Annotated in this window: 22 protein-coding genes and 1 other annotated feature (1 of these 23 only partly in view); of the genes, 11 read left to right on the forward strand and 11 right to left on the reverse strand. The window is 41.0% G+C overall.

Annotation, left to right across the window (positions count from 1 at the left end):
* The 5 genes from ACLUJM_RS02545 to ACLUJM_RS02565 all read left to right on the forward strand — a co-directional run.
* Positions 1–456: hypothetical protein (locus tag ACLUJM_RS02545; RefSeq protein WP_257355015.1), on the forward strand; the 456-nt coding region annotated here is incomplete at its 5' end.
* Between the two features lie 12 nt (positions 457–468).
* Positions 469–663 (forward strand): hypothetical protein, encoded by a 195-nt coding sequence (locus tag ACLUJM_RS02550; protein ID WP_002607800.1) that lies wholly within the window; start codon positions 469–471, stop codon positions 661–663.
* Positions 660–851: a hypothetical protein gene (locus tag ACLUJM_RS02555; RefSeq protein WP_002607799.1), complete on the forward strand. Its 192-nt coding sequence runs from the start codon at positions 660–662 to the stop codon at positions 849–851. Before ACLUJM_RS02550 ends, ACLUJM_RS02555 begins: the two co-directional genes overlap by 4 nt.
* Before the next feature lie 16 nt (positions 852–867).
* Complete coding sequence (locus ACLUJM_RS02560) at positions 868–1,113, forward strand: hypothetical protein (RefSeq protein ID WP_002607798.1); 246 nt, start codon at positions 868–870, stop codon at positions 1,111–1,113.
* A gap of 4 nt (positions 1,114–1,117) precedes the next feature.
* Positions 1,118–1,402 (forward strand): HU family DNA-binding protein, encoded by a 285-nt coding sequence (locus ACLUJM_RS02565; RefSeq protein ID WP_002607797.1) that lies wholly within the window; start codon positions 1,118–1,120, stop codon positions 1,400–1,402.
* Between the two features lie 202 nt (positions 1,403–1,604).
* Here the strand turns inward: ACLUJM_RS02565 and hydF are convergent, their stop codons facing one another.
* The 11 genes from hydF to ACLUJM_RS02620 form a co-directional block, all read right to left on the reverse strand.
* The gene (hydF, locus tag ACLUJM_RS02570; RefSeq protein ID WP_412412079.1) at positions 1,605–2,870 is read right to left on the reverse strand and encodes a [FeFe] hydrogenase H-cluster maturation GTPase HydF; all 1,266 of its coding nucleotides are present in this window, start codon (positions 2,868–2,870) and stop codon (positions 1,605–1,607) included.
* Entirely contained in the window at positions 2,797–4,215 is a 1,419-nt protein-coding gene (gene hydG / locus ACLUJM_RS02575; RefSeq protein WP_009588991.1) for a [FeFe] hydrogenase H-cluster radical SAM maturase HydG, read from the reverse strand. The genes hydF and hydG overlap by 74 nt, the downstream gene beginning before the upstream one ends.
* Complete coding sequence (gene hydE, locus ACLUJM_RS02580) at positions 4,194–5,282, reverse strand: [FeFe] hydrogenase H-cluster radical SAM maturase HydE (RefSeq protein ID WP_022299983.1); 1,089 nt, start codon at positions 5,280–5,282, stop codon at positions 4,194–4,196. Before hydE ends, hydG begins: the two co-directional genes overlap by 22 nt.
* Positions 5,275–5,538 (reverse strand): TM1266 family iron-only hydrogenase system putative regulator, encoded by a 264-nt coding sequence (locus ACLUJM_RS02585; protein ID WP_002606672.1) that lies wholly within the window; start codon positions 5,536–5,538, stop codon positions 5,275–5,277. Before ACLUJM_RS02585 ends, hydE begins: the two co-directional genes overlap by 8 nt.
* Positions 5,539–5,925: 387 nt before the next feature.
* Entirely contained in the window at positions 5,926–8,028 is a 2,103-nt protein-coding gene (locus ACLUJM_RS02590) for a diguanylate cyclase domain-containing protein (RefSeq protein ID WP_161128921.1), read from the reverse strand.
* Positions 8,029–8,121: 93 nt separating this feature from the next.
* Complete coding sequence (locus ACLUJM_RS02595; protein WP_002606674.1) at positions 8,122–8,736, reverse strand: protein jag; 615 nt, start codon at positions 8,734–8,736, stop codon at positions 8,122–8,124.
* 12 nt (positions 8,737–8,748) lie between these two features.
* Positions 8,749–9,744, reverse strand: coding sequence for a YidC/Oxa1 family membrane protein insertase (locus ACLUJM_RS02600; RefSeq protein WP_009588973.1), 996 nt, complete (start codon positions 9,742–9,744; stop codon positions 8,749–8,751).
* A gap of 31 nt (positions 9,745–9,775) precedes the next feature.
* Positions 9,776–10,102, reverse strand: coding sequence for a ribonuclease P protein component (rnpA, locus tag ACLUJM_RS02605; RefSeq protein ID WP_002606676.1), 327 nt, complete (start codon positions 10,100–10,102; stop codon positions 9,776–9,778).
* A gap of 188 nt (positions 10,103–10,290) precedes the next feature.
* On the reverse strand, positions 10,291–10,425 hold the full coding sequence (rpmH, locus tag ACLUJM_RS02610; protein ID WP_009274359.1) for a 50S ribosomal protein L34: 135 nt from the start codon (positions 10,423–10,425) through the stop codon (positions 10,291–10,293).
* A 114-nt stretch (positions 10,426–10,539) separates the two neighbouring features.
* Positions 10,540–10,923: a hypothetical protein gene (locus ACLUJM_RS02615; protein ID WP_161128920.1), complete on the reverse strand. Its 384-nt coding sequence runs from the start codon at positions 10,921–10,923 to the stop codon at positions 10,540–10,542.
* Positions 10,924–11,096: 173 nt separating this feature from the next.
* Entirely contained in the window at positions 11,097–11,414 is a 318-nt protein-coding gene (locus ACLUJM_RS02620) for a hypothetical protein (protein ID WP_412412081.1), read from the reverse strand.
* A gap of 209 nt (positions 11,415–11,623) precedes the next feature.
* Here ACLUJM_RS02620 and dnaA point away from each other — a divergent pair, with 209 nt between their 5' ends.
* The 6 genes from dnaA (at position 11,624) to gyrA (ending at position 20,244) form a co-directional block, all read left to right on the forward strand.
* The gene (gene dnaA / locus ACLUJM_RS02625) at positions 11,624–12,982 is read left to right on the forward strand and encodes a chromosomal replication initiator protein DnaA (RefSeq protein WP_002606678.1); all 1,359 of its coding nucleotides are present in this window, start codon (positions 11,624–11,626) and stop codon (positions 12,980–12,982) included.
* Positions 12,983–13,132: 150 nt separating this feature from the next.
* Positions 13,133–14,251, forward strand: coding sequence for a DNA polymerase III subunit beta (gene dnaN, locus ACLUJM_RS02630; protein ID WP_008816042.1), 1,119 nt, complete (start codon positions 13,133–13,135; stop codon positions 14,249–14,251).
* Positions 14,252–14,458: 207 nt separating this feature from the next.
* Positions 14,459–14,662, forward strand: coding sequence for a S4 domain-containing protein YaaA (yaaA, locus tag ACLUJM_RS02635; RefSeq protein WP_002606680.1), 204 nt, complete (start codon positions 14,459–14,461; stop codon positions 14,660–14,662).
* Positions 14,659–15,759 carry a DNA replication/repair protein RecF gene (recF, locus tag ACLUJM_RS02640; RefSeq protein WP_044904274.1) on the forward strand — a complete coding sequence of 367 codons (1,101 nt, stop codon included), beginning with the start codon at positions 14,659–14,661 and terminating at the stop codon, positions 15,757–15,759. The genes yaaA and recF overlap by 4 nt, the downstream gene beginning before the upstream one ends.
* An 11-nt stretch (positions 15,760–15,770) precedes the next feature.
* Positions 15,771–17,714, forward strand: coding sequence for a DNA topoisomerase (ATP-hydrolyzing) subunit B (gene gyrB, locus ACLUJM_RS02645; RefSeq protein ID WP_002606682.1), 1,944 nt, complete (start codon positions 15,771–15,773; stop codon positions 17,712–17,714).
* A gap of 16 nt (positions 17,715–17,730) precedes the next feature.
* On the forward strand, positions 17,731–20,244 hold the full coding sequence (gene gyrA, locus ACLUJM_RS02650) for a DNA gyrase subunit A (protein ID WP_008816040.1): 2,514 nt from the start codon (positions 17,731–17,733) through the stop codon (positions 20,242–20,244).
* 8 nt (positions 20,245–20,252) lie between these two features.
* Positions 20,253–20,311, forward strand: a binding site (T-box leader); it runs 151 nt beyond the window's last position.

Consider the following 20,311-nt stretch of genomic DNA (forward strand, 5'->3'; position numbering starts at 1 on the left):
AGTCAAAAAAGTTTTGATTCCGTTCTATTGATTAACAGAGAATTAGCCAAAACAAAATGGTTTCCATTATTGGTAGAAAAATGGTGGTGGCACATTGACGGAGAAATTGAAGACTGTATGGGATATATAACAGGTGTTTGGGAAAAAAAAGAAGAAAAACCACAAATTATGAGGATGGAAATTGTCTTGAGCGAAGAAAAAGCAAAGCTTCATGGAATTGATGTAAACAAAGGATATAAAGCCATTGATGATTATTTTGAAAATCGAGGAGTACCTAAACTTGGACAAGGAATATATGAATGTATTGAAGATGATAATAGTTTCTCTACATTTAGCGTTGCAATCGCACAATTACCTGAAACAAAATGGTTTCCTTTGCTAGTAGAAAAGTGGCTATGGTATATCCAAGGAGAAGTGGAAGATTGCATTTCATCATTGAAAGGAATTACTCTTTAATAGGATGTTTGTATGAATAAAAAAGCTATCAACTTTGATTTGGATACAAAGAAATTGAGAGAATTCCATCCAAAAGGTATTACTCAAGCCTATACAGATATACGAAATTTTCTTGAAAGTATGGGATTTGAACATAGACAGGGTTCAGGCTATGTATCGAAAGAACCAATGCGTTATGCTACTGTAGATGCAATCGTAGAAAAATGAGTAATGAACATGATTGGTTATCTAAATGTGTAAAAGAAATTGATGTTACTGATGTAGGAGAAAAATATTACAGTTTATTAGATACTGTTTGCGGTAAAGGAAGTATTGTTAAGGATATCTTAGAAGAAAAAGATGAAATTGATTTAGATATTGATATTACAGATGATTTTTTCGACATTGATAAATAACTAAAGGAGTGATTGAGTGAGCAGGAGAGAAGAACAACTACGCAAAATGAGAGATCAAAAAATTTCTGAAAGAGTGAGCAATATTTATTTGTCTTCAATTACTGAAGTTTTATTTGAGGCAGGAGTAAAGAAAGAAGATATTGAAACTCTATTATGTAACCTAACTGAAAAAATTGAGAATTTGACGAAAGGGTACATAGGTTTAGATACTTATATTGAAACAGTTGAAGAAAAAGTTGGAATTAAACTAAAAGGAGAATAAGAATATGAAAACAACAATTAAAAAAGTGGATTTAGCTGAAAGTGTAAAAAACGCACTAGCAACAACAAAAAGTGCAGGAATGGAAGCAGTGGAAACAGTATTTACAGAAATCGCAAAAGCACTGGCTGAAGGCAATACAGTTGAAATTTCAGGGTTTGGTAAATTTGAAGTAACTGAACGCTCTGCGAGAACTGGAATCAATCCTGCTACAAAAGAAAAAATCGAAATTCCTGCAAGTAAATCAGTAAAATTCAAGCCAAGTAAAGCACTAAAAGATCAAGTAAAATAACTATACAAATGCCTTGTTCAGAACTTGGCATTTTTTCTTTTTTGGCATCAAAAAAAGGCATTTGGAAAAATGCCATTTGCCTTTTGTTAAATTGATACAAGAGTGATACGAAAAAAAGTAAAACATATATATTTTAAGTCTTTTATAGACAATGCAGATATTATAAACACGCATAATTACTTCACTTCATATTCAGAATTTTTCAATATATAATATGCTCCAGTATCCCTTTCATATATGCGATAGCAATTCCGTAATTCGTCATCGGTATTCCTTCCTTTTTTGCCTGTTCCACTCTGAATTGAACATATTTTTTATTAAACATGCAGGCACCGCAATGAATGATGAAATCATAGTCCTGCAGTTCTTTCGGAAAGTCCGTACCGCAAACAATAGTCACCTGCAAGCCGTCTCCATATTTTTTCTTCAGCATAGCAGGAATCTTAACCCTGCCGATATCCTCCGCAAGTGGGGCATGTGTACAGGCTTCGGCAATTAGAACTCTGCTGTTTACAGTCAGCTGATCAATAGCCTTTGCACTTTTTATGAAATATTGGATGTCCCCTTTGTATTTTGCGAATAGTACGGAGAATGAGGTCAACAGACTTTCCTCCGGCTTTTTTTCATATACAAGCGGAAACACCTGTGAGTCTGTGATTATCAGCTTCGGCGGCTTTGACAAAGCTGAAAGAGCCGCATCTAACGTATCGCTTGTACAGCTTTGAATAATACATTTGTGATCCAGCAGATCGCGAATTGTCTGTACCTGCGGCAGGATCAATCTTCCCTTTGGAGCCTGTATATCCTGCGGCATAACAAGCAGAACAAGATCATTTTCCTGTACCAGATGTCCGGTGATTGTTTCTTCCGTAAAATCAGAGGGAAGCAGACGAATCAAAGCCTGACAAACATCATCCGTCACCAGCTCCTTCACATTTGTAATAAGTACGTCACTACCTGTTTTCTTCTCAATCTGTGTAACCACATCCGCATATACTTTCTCATCTTCAGCATCCTGATTCCATATGCAAAGAACAGGAATCTGTTTTTCTTTTAACTTCTTATACCATGTCATTTCCCAGGAAATATCCATGTCACGGAATACCAGAATTGCCATATCTGTTTTCTGAGTGACTTCCACTGTTTTTTCAACACGCAGATTCCCCAGCTCCCCTTCATCATCAAAGCCTGCAGTGTCATAAAATACCACCGGTCCAAGACCATGAAGCTCCATCGCTTTTACTACAGGATCCGTGGTTGTGCCCGCCACAGGAGAAACGGTAGAGACCTTCTGCTTCGTAATGGCATTTAACAGTGTGGACTTCCCGCTGTTTCGTTTTCCAAATATGCCAATGTGCAGACGTACTGCATTGGGTGTGTCCTGAAGACTCATATTAAAACCGGAAATCCCGTTTTCCATTATCAATGGAATGCAGATAGGAGGCACAGCTTTCTCTTGCTTTCTCATTTGGAATATGTAACAGCTCCCGATCTATTATGGCACTGCCAAGCTTTTTTGTATCCTCTTTTGCATAATCATCCAGATACTCCCGCAGTGTCAATAATGCGTTTGGATGACAGCAGTTGGCAATCTGTCCGGATTTCACCAGACTCATAAAGCGGTCCCCTGTTCTTCCTTCCCGATAGCATGCCGTACAGAAGCTCGGTATATAGCCCAGCTTCAACAACCAGTTAACCACCTCATCCAGGGTACGGTTATCACTCACATCAAACTGCGCACTGTTTTCCTCTTCCTTTTCCGGTACTGCATAGCCGCCGACACTGGTGGAAGAAGCTCCGGATATCTGAGAAATACCGAGATCAAGAACCTTTTCTCTTGTTTTCTGTGATTCTCTTGTAGAGATAATCATACCGGTATATGGTACAGCTATTCGCAATACAGCAACAATTTTTGTAAATATCTCATCACTGATGGCATTTGAAAATTCATTCGGATTTATATCGTCAGCAGGACAGATACGTGGAACACTGATTGTATGCGGACCAACGCCGTGAACCGCCTCCAGATGCTCAGCATGCATTAAAAGTCCTACAAAGTCATAACGATACATATTCAATCCAAACAATACCCCACAGCCGACATCATCAATACCGCCCTCCATGGCACGATCCATTGCCTCCGTGTGGTAGGCATAGTTTGATTTCGGTCCGTTTGGATGCAGCTGTTCATATGATTGCTTGTTGTAGGTTTCCTGAAACAGGATATACGTACCGATTCCTGCTTCCTTCAGCTTTCGGTAATTATCCACAGTTGTTGCCGCGATATTTACATTCACTCGGCGAATAGCTCCATTCTTATGCTTGATGCCGTAAATCGTTTTAATACTCTCAAGTACATATTCAATCGGTGAGTGAACAGGATCCTCTCCTGTTTCCAGAGCAAGTCGCTTGTGTCCCATATCCTGCAGGGCAATAACCTCCTGCCTTATTTCTTCCTGCGTCAGCTTTTTCCTTCGAATATGCTTGTTCTTATAATGATAGGGACAGTATACACAGCCGTTAACACAGTAGTTGGAAAGATACAGCGGAGCAAACATAACAATGCGATTGCCATACAGCTTCTGCTTGATCTGTTTTGCCAGCGTAAACATCTTTTCATTTTCCTCAGGAAGATCACATTCCAATAACACCGCAGCCTCTCTGTGTGTAAGCCCCTTACAATCTGCGGCTCGCTCAATCAGGGAGCTGATCAATTCCTTATTGTGTTTGTTTTCCTGTGCAAAGCACAGTGTTTCTTTGATTTCCTCATCGTCAATAAATTCCGTTGCTTTCAGTGAATGTTTATTGTACATATACGTTTTTCCTCTAACTTTCTTATACTGTCGCCGCGATCTGTTACGAGTTCATATCCAATACGCTTCATACGATTGGAAAGACATACTCTGCATTCGGCTGCTTCATCACCGGTACAGATTTTATCATCATACAGCATGTATTTCTTTCTCACAGCTATCGGACTGAGATTGGGCATCACAACGTTGGCACCTGCTAAAATCCCCTGTTCTCTTCCCTGTGGATCAATCGTACCCAGAGCTGTAGTCGCCGGAAGAAGTACATCCGGCAGGATCAGACGGATAATGGAAAGCAGTGTCAGTGTCAGCGTGAAGCTGCCGGCCGGTTCATTGTGAAACGGTGTATCATGATGCGGAAGAAAAGGCCCGATTCCCACCATTTCCGGCTGAAGCTCCTTCATGAAATGCAAATCCTCTACAATATGCTTCAGCGTCTGTGAGGGAGAACCGACCATGATTCCGCAGCCGGTCTGAAAACCGATTGCCTTCAAATCCTTTAAGCACTGCTTGCGATGCTCACTGGTAAGCTCTTTTGGATGCAGACAACGATAATGCTGTGCATTGCTTGTTTCATGACGCAGCAGGTAACGATCTGCACCTGCATCATAATAGCGCTGATAGCTCTCCTTCTCTTTTTCTCCAAGTGATAAGGTGATAGCACAATCCGGATACCGCCGTTTTATATCAGTTATGATTTCAATCAGAAGCTCATCCGTATAATATCCATCCTCCCCGGACTGCAGGACAAAGGTACGAAATCCAAGATTATAGCCTTCATCACAGCAGGTAAGGATATCCTCTTTTTTCAGACGGTATCTTTGCGCATGGGAATTGCTGCGGCGGATACCGCAGTAATAGCAGTCATTGCGACAGTAGTTGCTAAACTCTATCAATCCACGGGTATACACCTTATTTCCATAGTATCTGTGCGCTGTTTTTCTTGCATACTCCGCAAGCAGATTTCTTATTTCATTCTCACCATGATGTATAAGTACCTCAAGAAATTCTTCATCTCTTAGCCAGCCTTCCATATATAGCTTTTCGATCAGAAAAGAAACATTATCCATCTATATTCTCCATCACATTGGAATACAGTGCCTTTGTACTGACACCCTCTAATTTCCCCAGTTTACCGGATAATGCAGAAATGACAGGCTGAGGTGCATCTATGATAATACTGATAACAGAAATCCCTCTTTTCTGATACGGCACTCCCATACGACCAAGAATATATTGTGCATATTCATGAAGTATGGAATTGATTTTTTCAGCAGACTCCGTATTTTCGACAATGATACCGATAACAGCAACTCTAGTTTCCATAACATCCTCCTCCATTAAAAAAATTCTTGTCCTATGAAAAAACAAGAATACAGTAAAAAACTATTTGCATTCCCGTCTTTTTCCTCAGGCTGTTCCTTTAGAAGCAGATCGTCAGCGATCGATGTTTGATGTTTACGGTCAGTACCACTTTCCGCTCACTTCAACATCTTGATTATAACACCTTGTTTATTTGTTCACAAGCAATATAGTACTATGTACTTAAAAAACTAAAATAATTCCAATACATAAAGAAAAGAAGAAGACATTGCTGCGTACTTCCTCTTCCTATTCTTACATTGGATGAAATGCGTCTGTTTTTCGTTCAATCAGAACTGCAAATTGTTTAGACTCCATGTTTTTATTATATTTCTCAGATTCACCTTATCCCTATTTTTCAATTGCAATCAGGTAGGTCGCAAATGCATAGGAAAGATTACGAATCAGCGATAGATCATCTTCATTCCATTCATGAATTCTTCGATCATTCATACCAAGTACACCTATCATTCTATGATCGTACAAAATCTGATGCTGCAGTGTTGCCTGAATTTGATATTGTTCATACGCATTTATATAACGGATATCATTTACGTTAATCTGATTCTGATAGTAAAGGTGTCTGTCATCAAAAGCCTTTAGGTATGCTGGATCCGTCTGAATATGAACATGCTTGGATGCCTTATTCCTTTCCAGGTCATATATATAAACTCTGCCCATGGAATATGCTTCATTTTCAAAGCGAAGCAGAAATATATTTTTCACATTCATGGAACGGCAGATAAATTCCATCGTCTGTGCCAGCAGCTCATCCCGTTTATCGAATACATTCAGCATTTCAAATACCTTTGGCAGAATATCATTGACGGTGACCTCATGGCGGTCCTTGCGCTTTTCTTTTTTCTGCATGATCTGACTGAAATAGTCATTTTTATAGACAACAAACTGGTCACGCCCATTTGCCTTAGCTTCATAAAGAGCATGATCCGCTTTCATAAAGATATCTTCAAAATCCTTTTCTATATCCACAATACAAATTCCCATACTGACAGTAAGCTGCTTCTGCAGCTTACTGATATTCAGATTGCGTATATTATCTATAATACGTAAAGCATTCTTTTCAATATCCTCAATACATGAGATATGATTCAGATACATACAAAATTCATCACCGCCGATTCTGCCGACTAGATCTTCCTCTCTTAGATTATTCTGAAGATTAGCTGCGACCTTCATGATTACCTGATCACCCACAAGATGTCCACAGGTATCATTGATAATTTTGAAATTATCAATATCCAGTATAAAGAAAGCACCCTTTTCGTCTGCTCTTTTACCACGAATCGCCTCCAGCACATGGTTGCGAAAGGCAGTTTTATTCAATACCTCGGTAAAGGGATCCAGTTTGTTGCTGCGAAGAAGCTCTTCATTTCGCTGCAGGATAATATGCTGTTCGTAGAGTGCGTTTTCCAAATCCATTTTATTCATCATACTTTGCAGATTATTGCGTTTTTCCTGCTCTCTGGCCTTTCGGTTGAGACGATAGGCTTCCAGCAGATGGAGAAATAGTTCCTCTTTGGAGCAAAATTGCATTGCCAGCTCCACCTTGATATCTGCTAGTCTTGCGGAATTGATAGAGTTTGGATGATGAGATTCCATTTTTTCAAGATTGCGATATAGCAGATATGCCTGATCCTTTAATTTTAATGAAATGCAGATGTGAATACAATCCATATAGTTTCTCACTGTATTTTTATAATCAGATGTATGGGGAGCAGCCTCCAGAAAATCATATAATCTTTGCTTTAATTTCGCTATATCCTTTCTGTGCCACAATTCGAATATGCTGATCATGATTCTATTCTCTGTCAGTACCACATGGTCATTGTCTTTGAAATAGCGTAAGAATGTTTCATACCAGGGAGCTGCCTCTGCTGCGCGGTTCATTTTCATATATACCATCAGAATATTCGTTAATATAATACCGTCATTCAGTGAAAATTCAAGATGCATTTTTCTTCGTTCCTGAAATGCCCGTATGAAGTATTCAATTCCTCTTTGTTCACAATCGATATCATGAAACAATGTTCCCAGATTGTTAATAATCGCATAATGATATTCGAATTCCGGATGATCCATTGTGAGATAATAAGCCTTTAGAAGAAAATGCAGGGAGGTGAGAAAATCCCCCAGATCAGAATAAACGATTCCCTGTAGATTATGTATGTATGCAAGAATTTTCAGATATTCATTTTTTTCACAGTATTCCTCACTTTGAAAGCAGTGCTGAAGACATTCTTTGTAATTTCCTCTTGAAAATTCATAATATGCCTGAAAATATAATGCAGCTGCAATGTAGTAGGAATCCTGATGAAGCTGCGCAATTTCCAGTAATCGGGAAGCCTTTTGAAGAATCTCCTCCGGTCTCCCCTGTTTGCGCAGTATAAGAAGCTGTTCTTCAAGCTCTGTAGCTTCTTTTTTATAAACTTCCATGCTCATCCTCTTTTCTATAATTAAAAAAACTCACATTCGACAAATTTCGCATATGGAAAGGGAGCCATGCTGTCTTGCATGACTCCCTGTTTTTTATGCATTATCTTCGCTGTAAACGATTTTCAGACGCCGCTGATTACCTTCACCTTCACTGACGGTAGCAATATGCTTCATATTGGCTAAATAGTTGTGAATAGCCTTTCTTTCATCGGCCGGCATAGGATCCAGTGTTGCATCAGTTTTTGTCCGCTGTACGCTTTTCGCAACTCGAAGAGCCAATGAACAAACTTTCTGATATTTCTCTTCCTTATATCCGTTGATATCAATCAGTACACCAATCCGGCGCTTAAACTCACTGGAAGAAGCAGATTTCAGAACAGTATTGACTGCCTGTAATGTCTGTCCGTTCTTTCCAATCAGAATAGCGTTGTTCTCAGCGTCCAGATTAACACGGAAATATTCACCGTCATCCACCACATCAATGGACACTTCCATATGAATACCTTCGAAATAGGTCTGCAGATATGCTTTCATGAATTCACGAATATCATTTCTACAGTAAGCCGTTATGGTTGTTTTGCTGCCAAGACCCAGAAAGCCTGAGGTTTCTTCTGTAACATTATAAGTGAGCTCTTCTACGCTTACTCCCTTATCCTCGGCAGCCTGCTTCAATACATCTTCCAGATTTTTGCCAGTATACGATTTCATCCTGTTATCCTCCTAATCTTTGATAAAGAATTTGTGGATTACAATATTTTGGATAACTCTTGCAAGAGAGTTTACCAGCCAGTAGAAGGACATACCCAGCGGCCAGTTGATTGCAAAGATGGCAATCATACCGGTACTCATGTACATCATCATGTTCATGGAGCCCATCATACCATTTCCGCCCTTTTTCTTAGGCTCTGCATATTTTTTCTCTTTGACATGCATCTTTTTCTTTCTGTGTTCCTGCAGCCACTGCGGCATTTTGAAGGACAACAGCTGGAAGGCTACCATCAGAACAAAGATGACAATATACCAGTAATCACCTAAGTTAAACCCTTCAATCGGCGTCTTAGCCAGGTTGATTCCCTGGAAGGAACCGGTTACCACGCTGTACGCACGCATCGTCGCCTGATACATACCCAGAATTACCGGGAACTGTATAAACGTTACTAGCAGTGTTCCAAACGGATTGATTTTGTATTTGCTGTAGAGCGCCTGCATTTCCTGTGCCTGCTGCATCTTGGAGCGGTCATCGGTTTTGCCTGCATATTTCGCCTGAATCTTATTCATTTCCGGCTGAATGGACTGCATACGCTGTGATGCTACCTGTGATTTGATTGAGAACAGGAAGATCAGCAGCTGAATCAGGAAGGTCGCTGCAATGATACCGATACCTGCATCACTGAAATCTGCTACAAAGTTAATCAGGAATGCAATCGGCCATACGATCAGCCCATTGAACCATCCCTCATCCATTGCATCCGAGAATGTTGTTTTTTCGATTGTAATCAAATCATCTGCTTTATAATCCTTATACTTCTTTTGAAGTTCTTTGTCGTCTGGAATGTCAACATCTCCGCGTTTCACCTGAACGTCATTGTTCGTGTAAATGGAATTGACATATGTCTTACCATTCTGCCCACGCGGAACACTACATCCGGTCAGTGTCACGACCATCAGCATAACGACCAGAAGAAACTTCTTTTTGTTTCTAAAAAAATCTTTCATCTTTTTGTCTCCTCGCTAAGTTTGCCTACCTTTATATTTTAACTTTTTTAACCAATCTTTCCAAGAGTTTTTTGTTGTTTATATAATTTTCTTCATGATATTTTACGCGAACGAGTATAATCGTATCAAATTTCTCTTCAAAACTGTAAATATCCTGTACCATCATGCGTACCTGACGCTTGATTTTATTACGTACAACTGCTTTTCCCATTTTCTTACCAACGGAAATTCCTACTCTTGCATGATCTTCTTTTCGCGGCTTCACATAAATAGCAAAGGAAGGACAGGTGTAAAATTTTTTGTAATTCATAATCTCGGCGAATTCCTGGCTTTTTTTCACACGATATTCCTTTTTCATGCAGTTCTTCCTTTCTGTCTTCCGCTTCCCTGATGCCGTTTTCTACCTGCTATACGCTTTCACAGCATCATACGCTTAATCATAGCCTAAATCAGGGGAAAAAGCAATAACGTACGGCAGGAAAGCACCTGAAACAGAGGAAGCCATCACTTTGACAAGGCGAAAAAAAATCACCACAGGGTGATTTTTTATGCTGATAACACTTTTCTACCTTTGGCACGACGACGCGCTAATACTTTACGTCCTCCTACTGTAGCCATACGGGCTCTGAATCCATGAGTTTTCTGGTGTTTTCTTTTGCTCGGTTGATATGTTCTTTTCACAAGAGCCACCTCCACTTCTTCTTTATCATTTTATACAAATTGAGCATTGCTTTAAAATTATACATAAAAACTCTGTCAAAGTCAATAATTCATTAAAAATATTTGAAAATACGTTTATTTGTCAATCCATGCCATTTTTCGACAGAAGGTATGTGTAAAAATAGGGAACAGCAGCACGATAAAAGCAGAAACCACTATAAATATAAAGATACTTGCATAAAAAAATAAAACGGTGGAGATCAGTGCCTGAAGCAGCAGCATGATGCCGTAAACAATTCTGGTTTCCACACGCAGACTCATAACTGCGTACAGGAAGATAATTCTTGCCGCTACAACCACAGCGAGAATTCCGAAAAAAACGGATAGGGAAGAAAGCTTATCCGCAATCAAAACAAATGAAAGCAGTGCCAGAAACAGCTCCAGCAGCAGACTCATCTGATAGGTAGAGGCAAGACGGTGCTGAATCATGCGTTTTGTACTTTTTTCAAACCAGTTCATATCATCACATCCTATATAATCATCTCATCTATTATATAGGAAGTTGAAAAAGAACACAATTCACTTCGCAAATTGTTCTGTATATTATCATTCAGAGGGTTTTCAACAAAACACTCCGTTTACGGTGGAAAACTTGGCTTTCAACCCCAATTTATAATATGAAGCAGAGGATATCAGCTGTTTATCCCGTCGCAACAGATTTTCCACGATTCTTCCACAAGAATACATAACATAGTTTTCCACCATATGTGGAAACTGTAGAAAAGCTTCTCATATCCTTTATTTATCATACTTTTCATGTGTATACAATGATGGAAAAGCATCTGTTGATATCCATTGTTTTCCACTTTTCCACAAAATACGGGATTCCACACTTCCTGTTTCCCCATTTTTTCCATATGGAAAGCTGTGGAAAGTGGAGAAACTCCTTTATTTATCCTGTTTAAAGCATGTTTTCCTGTGGATAACCTATGTGTGTAAACGGAATCCACCGGAAATCCTTCAGAAAACGTGTCCTGTCCGGTGGAAAACTGAATCAGTATTCTCCTTCACTTTCCATAAACAAATTATTTCCATTTTTTCTACATGACAGCAGCACTTTTTTACATATGCTGTGATTCCCTTTATCTTAATCAGAATAGCCGTGGTATTTTTCCACAATCTATAGTAAAATATAAGGTGCATGAAAAAGGAGTCGTTTATGTCTAATTTTGCCAAGGTACAGCTTGAGCAGATCTGGCAGAAGACACTTCAGCTCATAAATGAAAGTGCACATTTCGATGATGCCGTATTCAACGCATGGTATAAAGAAGATTCTCATCTCTTTGATATAGAGGATGATTTTGCGACCATTGTTGTTCCTTATAAGATCAACAAGCAGATCATGATGGATTCCATCGATCTGATTCAGCAAAAGCTGTCTGATGTTCTGGATATGAAGGTCTCCTGTCAAATCCTGCTCAAGAGCGAAGTGGATATGCTTCAGCCATCATCTGTCATTAAAAGAAGAAATGAAATTTTATTTGAAGACAAAGTAAAAAAAGAGTACACCTTCGACAGCTTTGTCGTAGGGAAAAACAACCGGGAGGCTCACGCTGCGGCATTGTCCGTATGCTATTATCCCGGTAAATTCAACAATCCGCTGTTTATATTCGGAAATTCAGGCCTGGGGAAAACCCATCTGCTGCATGCCATCGGCAATTACGTCAAGGCAAACAAGGCGGATGAAAAGGTTTTATACATTTACAGTGAGGACTTCGTCACCCTGCTGATTGAGGCGATGAAAAACAAGACGGTTGAGGACGTAAAGGAAATGATCTGTTCGGTGGACTATCTGCTGATTGATGATATCCAGCGTCTGAAGCAGAGCACCTCACAGGAAATCTTCTTCAATATGTATAACAAGCTCATTTCCGACAACAAACAGATTGTCATTACCAGTGATATTCATCCTACAGAGCTGAAGGGAATTGAAAACCGTCTGATATCCCGCTTTTCCAGCGGTCTGTCCGTATCGGTAGGGTCTCCGGAATTTGAAACTGCGAAAGCTATTCTGCAGAAAAAGATGGAAGGCCGCAGCGATGAAATCATGATTGATGACGAGGTTCTCGATTATCTGGCAACCCGCTTTGCAAGTGATGTCAGAAAACTGGAGGGAACGCTCAACGAGCTGTTCTTTAAAGCAATATTATATAATCCCGAGCGGATTGATATCACCTTCGCGAAAGAAATATTCAAAGAAAATCCGATTGTTGTAAAGCAGGAGGATGAACTAACGCCGAAGAGGATAAAGAATGCGGTATGCGAATACTATGGTCTGACCAGAACCCAGATCGAATCAAAATCAAGAACCAAAAATATCGCCAATGCGCGTCATATCGCAATATACCTGTGCAGGACGCATCTGGAAATGCCGTTTGCCAAAATCGGTTTTGAATTTGGAAACCGTGATCATTCCACGATCATGTCCTCGTATGAAAAAATGATGAAGCTGTTAAAGGAAAAGGAAACATTTCAACAGGCAGTCATGCAGATTGAAAGTAATCTGGGGATAAAATAGCTAAGATATCCACATGTTTAAACTTTTCATCCACAGCAAAATTTGTTAAAATAAGCCTATGTTCAAAGTGTTTTTATAGCTTTTCCACACTTTCCACATACTTATTATTGTTTATTTACTTATAAAACATAAAAGAAGGGAGCATCACCCATGTACTTTAAGGTGTCTAAAAAAGAATTCTACAATGCATTATCTGTGGCATCCCGTGCCATCTCTACATTTTCACCACTTCCTGCGTTCTCCGGTATTAAGATTGACGCAAAAGAAGATTGTCTGATTCTGACCGGAAGTGATTCGGATGTATCCATTCAGACGAAACTGACAAAATCGGAAGAATGTGTTCTTGAGATTCGTGATATGGGATCAATCGTTATTGAAGCTAAGTATATTCTGGAAATCGTTCGTAAGATTGATGCTGATGAAATCGAGTTTGAAATGATTGACGGTTCCCTGACTAAAATCAGTGGAAACACTGCAGAGTTCAGAATCAATGGAATGCGTGCAAATGAGTATCCGGCTATCGACTTCTCCAAACCGAAGGAATGCTTTGCATTAAAAGAGGAAACACTGAAGAAAGTGATTTTGCAGACCAGCTTTGCGACAAGTGATAAAGAAACACGTCCGGTACTGACCGGTGTGAATTTCCACTGTGAAGGCAATACGCTGCACTGTGTCGCTACCGATTCCTATCGTCTTGCAAAGAAAACGATTGATATCAGCGAATCCCTGAACTTCAATATCACCATACCTGCCAAATCCCTGTCCGAGGTTGTTAAAACACTGGAAGGTGAAGGAGAGGTGGAAATTGCAGTCAATGATAAAAAAGCGCAGTTTATCATTCATGACACAATCGTACAGACGCGACTGATTGACGGTGTATATCCGGAAACAAGCCGACTGATTCCTTTACAGTTTGACTACGAGCTGACAATCGATTCCCGTGATCTTCTCAATGCTATTGACCGTGCAAGCTTTATTAAAAATGACGGGGTTTCCGTTATTAAATTCAGTCTGAGTGAGCAGGAATGCGTGCTTTCCAGCAAGTCCGTGGAAGTAGGATCCTCCACTGAGGTTTTAAGCAGTGCCAGCTTCACAGGAAGCTCTCTGGAAATCAGCTGTAACGGACGATATGTCTTTGACGCAATCAAGGCATTGAGCGGCAGTCTGGTAACCTTCCGCCTTTGTGGAGAAATGAAGCCGTTTATCATTAAATCTGTGGATGATGATAATGTTTTACAGCTGGTACTTCCAGTCAGAACCTATGCATAAACAACAGGCAGTAAGGGGAACATCCTGCTGCCTTTTTCTATGTATTTTAACAAAAGTAGACCTTTTTCAGGACTGGAATGCAGCGTTTGAAAAGAGAATAAATTTACATGTGAAAAATGATGCAGAAAAGTTTGAAAACCATAGGAAAAACTAACAAAAAACCTTTAAATATGATATAATATATAGGAATGTGAAAGAGGTTTTATAATGGATATAAAGATAACCGGTGAATACATAACATTAGGTCAGCTGCTTAAAATGACGGATTTTATCCAGAGCGGCGGTGAAGCAAAATTTGCGGTAAAATCCCTGAAAATCAACGTGAACGGGGAACAGGAAAATCGCAGAGGACGCAAGCTGTATGCAGGTGATGTCATTGACATTGAGGGCAGCGTATTTTCTTTGTCATGAGACTGGAATCACTTCGTCTTCATGATTTTCGCAATTATGCAGATGTAAATGTCAGTTTTACCGACGGCATTCATATTCTGACAGGAAAGAATGCACAGGGAAAGACCAACCTGCTGGAATCTATCCTTTATTTATCAACGACCAGATCCCATCGAACCAGTGAAGATAAAGATCTAATCAAAGAAGGTGAGCAGGCCTTCTTTATTAAAGCCTTGATTGCAAAGGAACAGAAAACGGAGGAAATCCGTGTGACGGTAAATGAAAAGGGGAAAAATCTTTTTATTTATCAGAATCCCGTGAATCGCGTCAGTGACTTCATAGGTGAATTTAACTCCGTTATGTTCTGTCCGGATGATATGAATCTGTTTCAGGCCTCTCCCCGCGTCAGAAGACGCTTTGTGGACATGGAGCTGAGTAAGATAAGTAAGAAGTATGTATCAACGCTTTACGTCGCTACACGGCTCTTAAAAGAGCGGAATGCTTATCTGAAGCAGGAACGGGTGGACCGCTCCTATCTCGAGGTCTTAACCTCACAGCTTGTGGATGCATCTGTTGTCATCATGAAGCAGCGGCATTTCTTTCTGGAGGAGCTGCTGGACAAATGCAGGACATTTTACCGCCAGCTTTCCAATGATGATACGGATATAACGGTACGCTATCTTAGCTGTGTTCCTTTCTCGGACAGTGAGGAAGCGCTGAAGGAAGCTCTGCTGAAGAAATATCAAAAGCATCAGGATCGTGACCTGCTGTTGAAACAGACGACGGCCGGTATTCATAAAGAGGATTTTATCTTTGAAATGAATGGGCACGAGCTTGTCAGCTTTGCTTCCCAGGGACAGAAGCGAAGTGTATTGCTGGCATTGAAAATCGGTATGATTCATATGATTCATGAAATCATACAGGAATATCCGGTGTTATTGCTGGATGATGTATTTTCGGAGCTGGACAGCTATCGGAAACAGGAATTATTAAAATCTCTGCCCAAAGAGGTGCAGATTTTCATCTCCACAACAGATTTTGTGGAAATGGATGATATGAAAAGTGATCGCAGAGTCACGTTGTGGAATGTAAGCAACGGTACAATCGAGAGATGTTAGGAGGATGAACTATGGATGAGAATCAGATGAAAGAAATCGAAGAAATGGAAGATAAGGTTGATCATTCTTATACGGCTGATGATATTCAGGTCCTGGAAGGACTGGAAGCTGTACGGAAACGACCTGGTATGTATATCGGTTCTACCAGTGAGAGAGGTCTTCATCACCTTGTCTGGGAAATTGTTGATAACTCGATCGATGAGGCTCTTGCCGGATTCGCTACGGATATTGAAATAACGATTGAAAAAAATAACATCATCCGTGTAGAGGATAATGGTCGAGGAATGCCGACGGGAATCGTTGAAAAGACAGGAATATCCGGTGTGGAAACGATTTTTACTGTACTGCATGCCGGTGGTAAATTCGGCGGTGGTGCTTATAAGGTTTCCGGAGGTCTGCATGGTGTCGGTGCCAGTGTTGTTAATGCATTGAGTGAATGGCTGGAGGTTAACGTACATCAGAACGGACATGAGTTTTTCCTTCGTTTTGAAGACGGAGGCAAGGCAACAGGACCTTTGAAAATCATCAATGACAGCGAAAAGCATGGTTCCATTGTGCGTTTCAAGGCAGATCCTGAAATCTTTCAGGAAACACAGGAATATGATTTTGATACTTTGAATGCACGTATTCGTCAGCTGGCTTTCCTGAACAAAAGCATTCGTCTGGTGCTTTGTGATGAACGGGAAGCGGAGCCGAAACGAATTGAATATAAATACGATGGCGGTATCCGCCAGTATGTGGAATATCTGAACAAGAACAAGACGCCGCTGCATGAAGAGGTTGTGTATGTGGAAGGGATAGAGGACGGGATTCTTGCGGAAATCGCCATGCAGTATAACGATGGCTACATTCCAAGCATCTATTCCTTCTGTAACAACATCAACACGATGGAAGGCGGGACGCATGAGGATGGCTTCCGACTCGCTCTGACAAGGATTATCAATGCCTATGCGAGAGAGCAGGGAATGATAAAAAAAGACGAGACACTGGCTGGAGATGATGTGCGTGAGGGATTAACGGCTATTATCTCGGTAAAGCACCCCGATCCGCAGTATGAAGGACAGACAAAGACGAAGCTGGGAAACTCAGAGGTACGAAAAATTGTTTCCAGTATACTGGGTGAACAGCTGGATCGTTTCTTCATGGAGAATCCGGAAACAGCAAAGATTATTGTAGATAAGGCGATTCTTGCGAGCAAGGCACGTCTTGCGGCAAAAAAGGCAAGAGAGCTGACAAGAAGAAAATCAGCCCTGGAAATCACATCACTGCCCGGTAAGCTTGCGGATTGTTCCAGCAAGGATGCCTCGGAATGTGAAATCTATATCGTCGAGGGTGATTCCGCCGGCGGAAGTGCAAAGCAGGGAAGAAATTCCAAGTTTCAGGCAATTCTGCCACTGCGTGGTAAGATATTGAACGTCGAGAAGGCGCGTTTGCAGAGAATCTTCGAAAATAATGAAATTCGCTCTATGATCACAGCATTCGGCTGTGGAATCGGAGAGGAAATGGATGTCAGTAAGCTGCGTTATCATAAAATTATTATCATGACCGATGCCGATGTCGATGGTGCGCATATCTGTACACTGATGCTGACGTTCTTCTACCGTTACCTGCGTCCGATCATTGAGGGTGGCTATGTATATATCGCCATGCCACCGCTGTTCAAGGTTGCCAAGGGAAACCGTGTGGAATATGTGTATAAAGAGGAAGAAGTGGAAACGGTACGTGCTTCTATGGGGGAGAATGTAAACGTACAGCGATATAAAGGTCTGGGAGAGATGAATCCGGAGCAGCTGTGGGAGACAACCATGGACCCAGCATTCCGTACGCTGAAGCAGGTAAATATTGATGATGCTATGGAAGCTGACAGTATTTTTGAAATGCTGATGGGAGAAGAGGTTGAACCAAGACGTGACTTTATTCAGGAAAATGCAATCTATGCAACACTGGATATCTAAGGAGGTGTAAGGGAACATGGATTTAAACAAGGAAAAACTGATTCAGGTAGATATTTCAAAAGAAATGAAAACCTCCTTTCTGGACTATTCAATGTCTGTAATCGTAGATCGTGCACTGCCTGATGTTCGTGATGGAATGAAGCCTGTTCATCGCCGTATTCTGCATGCGATGAATGAGCTGGGAATTGTGGCAAGCAAGCCGTTTAAAAAGTCAGCGCGTATCGTTGGTGAAGTAATCGGTAAGTATCATCCGCACGGTGATACAGCCGTATATGATGCCATGGTTCGTATGGCACAGGACTTCAGCTACCGCTACATGCTGGTACAGGGACATGGTAACTTCGGTTCCATGGATGGTGACGGTGCGGCGGCAATGCGTTATACCGAAGCCCGTATGTCTAAAATCGCTATGGAAATGATGAAGGATATCAATAAGGATACCGTTGATTTCATACCCAACTATGACAATGAGGAAACTGAGCCGGCTGTGCTGCCTGCCAGATTCCCGAATCTGCTGGTAAACGGTTCTGTCGGTATTGCGGTAGGTATGGCGACCAATATACCGCCGCATAATCTTACAGAAACAATAGACGCAACCTTTGCCATTATGGATAATCCGGAGATTTCCGTTGTGGAGCTGATGGACAATTATATCAAGGGTCCTGATTTTCCAACAGGCGGTATCATTCTGGGAAGAGCCGGAATTCGACAGGCATTTGAAACAGGCCGCGGCTCTATCATGGTACGCAGTAAGCATCATCTGGAGGATATGGGCAACGGTAAGACAAGAATTGTTGTGACTGAAATCCCGTATCAGGTGAATAAAGCGAATCTGATTACCAAAATCGCAGACCTGGTAAGAGAAAAGCAGATTGAAGGTATCACCTATCTGAATGACGAATCAAACCGTGAGGGTATTCGAATCGTGATTGAGCTGCGTAAGGATGCTCAACCGGATGTTATTTTGAATCAGCTGTATCGTATGACACAGCTTCAGACCTCTTTCGGTGTCAACATGCTGGCACTGGTAGAGAAAACACCGAAGCAGATGGGAATCCGGGAGGCACTTCAGCATTATGTGAATCATCAGATTGACGTTACGGTACGCCGTACAAAATTTGAATTGAAAAAAGCTGAGGATCGTGCTCATATATTGGAAGGTTTGCGTATCGCACTGGATCACATTGATGAAATTATTCATCTGATTCGCTCCAGTCAGAATGATGCGGAAGCAAGAACTGGTCTGATGGAGCAGTTTAAACTCACGGAGATTCAGGCAAATGCAATCCTGGAGATGCGTTTGCGTCGTTTAACAGGCTTGGAACGCGATAAGATTGAAAATGAATATCGTGAGCTGATGAATACGATAGCAGATTTACGTGATATTCTTGCAAACCATGATCGTGTTCTCGGGATTATCCGTGATGAGCTGACTGAGGTTAAAAATCGCTTTGGCGATGAGCGTCGTACAGAAATCAGTGAGGCAGATTACGATATGCAGGATGAAGATTTAATTCCTGTTGAGGATGTTGTTATCACAATGACAACAAACGGTTATATCAAGCGTATGCCGACAGATACCTATCGTACACAGAACCGTGGAGGCCGCGGTGTGAAGGGTATGTCTGTAAATGAGGATGATATTGTTGATCTGCTGATTACAATGTCCACTCACGACTATCTGATGCTGTTTACCAATCTTGGCAAGGTTTACCGTATCAAGGGGTATAAGGTGCCGAATTCTGGTAGAACGGCTAAGGGCCTTCCGGTCGTGAATCTGTTAAATCTGGACAAGGAGGAGAAGGTGCGTGCACTTGTTCCTGTTCGTCCGGATAGTGAATCCTCCTTCCTGCTGTTTGTCACAAAGAACGGACTGGTTAAGCGAACACCGATGAGTGAATTCGATTCTATACGTCAGAATGGTAAAATCGCCATTACACTACGTGAATTTGATGAGCTGGTTGGTGTGAAGGAAACAACCGGAGATGATGAAATTATTATCGCAGGCTCCAATGGTAAGGCAGTTCGATTCCATGAAGATGATATTCGTGCTATGGGACGTACGGCAAGCGGTGTGAAGGGCTTTAATGTTGATGGCTCAATCGTAGTAGGTGCTGCCACTTCTAAAGAGGGAACACATCTGCTGGCTGTTAGTGAAAATGGTTATGGTAAGCGTACCGCTATTGAGGAATACCGTCTGACAACACGTGGAGCGAAGGGTGTAAAGACAATCAATGTTACCAATAAAACCGGTGAGCTTGTTTCCGTTCGCGCTGTAAATGGTGATGAGGATGCCATGATTGTTACAAACTCCGGTATTATTATCCGAATATCTGTTGATGATATTGGTATTTACAGCCGTAATACTCAGGGTGTTAAGCTGATCAACGTGGCAGATGAAGAATCTGTTGCCAAGGTGGCTATTGTTGAAAAGGAAGAAGAGGAGCCGGAAGAGGCTGCAGCTGGTGAAGCTTTGGAAAATAATGAAGAAACTACGGAACAGATAATTGACAATCCTGTAGAAGAATGATATAAAATAATAAAACGTTGAAAAGGTCAAGTAAGAAAGCAGGCTACTTTCAGAGATATAACGGTAG

This window comes from Finegoldia sp. (genome assembly GCF_046991905.1).
In the GTDB taxonomy this organism is placed as follows: Bacteria; Bacillota; Clostridia; order Tissierellales; family Peptoniphilaceae; genus Finegoldia.